Genomic DNA, 1,213 nt, shown 5'->3' with positions numbered 1-1,213 from the left:
CTTCGACACATGCCGCAACGGAGGCCGGAGCGGTCGGGGAGGCCGGAGCGGTCGGGGACGTCGCGACGGCCGAGGGTGCGGTGGGGGAGGGCACGGTGGGGGAGATGGCGGGCGGGGTCGGGAGCCGATGGGAATCCGGGCCGCCGAGGACTGCGGTCAGGCCGAACACAAGGGCTGCGGCCACCACGGCGGTGCCGCCCGCGAGGGCGACGTGCCGGCGGCGGCGACGGGACGCGGCCCGGCGGCGGACCTCCGCACCCGTCGTGGGGGCGGGCGTACCCGCACTGTCGGCCAGCTCGCGCAGGGCGGAGGAGAGGTCATCAGCCACGGTCATCCTCCTTGTTCCTGCTCGCCGTTCCCGCCCGCTGCACCGACCTCGGTCGCCGGCAGCAGCTTGGCGAGGGCCGCCCGGCCGCGCGAGAGGCGGGCCTTGACCGTACCGGTCGGGGCGCCGGTCTCGGAGGCTACCTGCTCCACGCTGAGGTCACACAGGTGGTGCAGCACGATCGCCAGGCGCTGGGGCTCCGGGAGCTGTCGCAACGCTGCGACGAGGGCGACGTGTTCGGGCCCGGGACCCGGGGCGTGACCGGGCGGCGGGGTGCGGCGCACCAGCTCCAGCCACCGCCGTGTCCGCCGCCAGTGGCTGACCGCGAGACGCATCGCGACGGTGCGGATCCAGGCTTCCGGGGCCTCGGTGGCGAGGAAGTCACGCCGCCGGTCCCAGGCGCGGACGAAGGCCTCCTGGACGACGTCCTGGGCCTGGCCGTGGTCACCGGTGAAGGAGTACACCTGGCCGACGAGCCGAGGGAACGCCGACGCGTAGAACGCGTCGAACTCCGCCTCCGTCATGCCGCCCCAATCGCTCCCAGAACTTTTTCGCTCCGCATGCAACCCGGTGCCTTCCGGCATGCGTACAGGTCGTGCAGATCGAAGCACACCACATAGGGGGCTCTGTTGAACAGGGGAAACAAGGCGATCAGGAACGCTGCGGCCATGGCCGTTCTCGGCGCGCTGCTGCTGGCGTCCACAGCGTGCGAGGCGAGCGGGACCGATGGCGCGGACGGCGCCACGTCCTCGCCCTCGGACCGGCCGAGCGCGCCGAGTTCGCCGAAGGCGGGCCAGTCGGCTTCGGCCACACCGGGCGGCGGTACGGACAACACCGGAGGCGAGACGGGCAACGGCGGCAGCGCCGCGGTTGCGGCGTGTGGCGCAC

2 protein-coding genes and 1 pseudogene are annotated in these 1,213 nt (G+C 73.6%); all 3 read right to left on the bottom strand.

Translation table 11 applies throughout. The features are described 5' to 3' along the window. Nucleotides 1-328: pseudogene (locus ACFWP3_RS42015) on the bottom strand (hypothetical protein); the annotation flags it as partial. A gap of 2 nt (nucleotides 329-330) precedes the next feature. Next, on the bottom strand, nucleotides 331-849 hold the full coding sequence (locus ACFWP3_RS42010; protein WP_384232231.1) for a SigE family RNA polymerase sigma factor: 519 nt from the start codon (nucleotides 847-849) through the stop codon (nucleotides 331-333). Next, nucleotides 846-1,213: hypothetical protein (locus ACFWP3_RS42005; RefSeq protein WP_384232230.1), on the bottom strand; the 368-nt coding region annotated here is incomplete at its 5' end. The genes ACFWP3_RS42010 and ACFWP3_RS42005, both read right to left, overlap by 4 nt.

It is taken from the genome of Streptomyces sp. NPDC058525, from assembly GCF_042719495.1.
GTDB lineage: Bacteria > Actinomycetota > Actinomycetes > Streptomycetales > Streptomycetaceae > Streptomyces.
Note: the sequence above shows the minus strand (reverse complement) of the source record. Positions and strands in the feature narration are given on the sequence as shown.

Bases quoted from the DNA above. Each gene is read 5' to 3' on its own strand.
- ACFWP3_RS42010 (WP_384232231.1), bottom strand. From the start codon at position 849: ATGACGGAGGCGGAGTTCGACGCGTTCTACGCGTCGGCGTTCCCTCGG.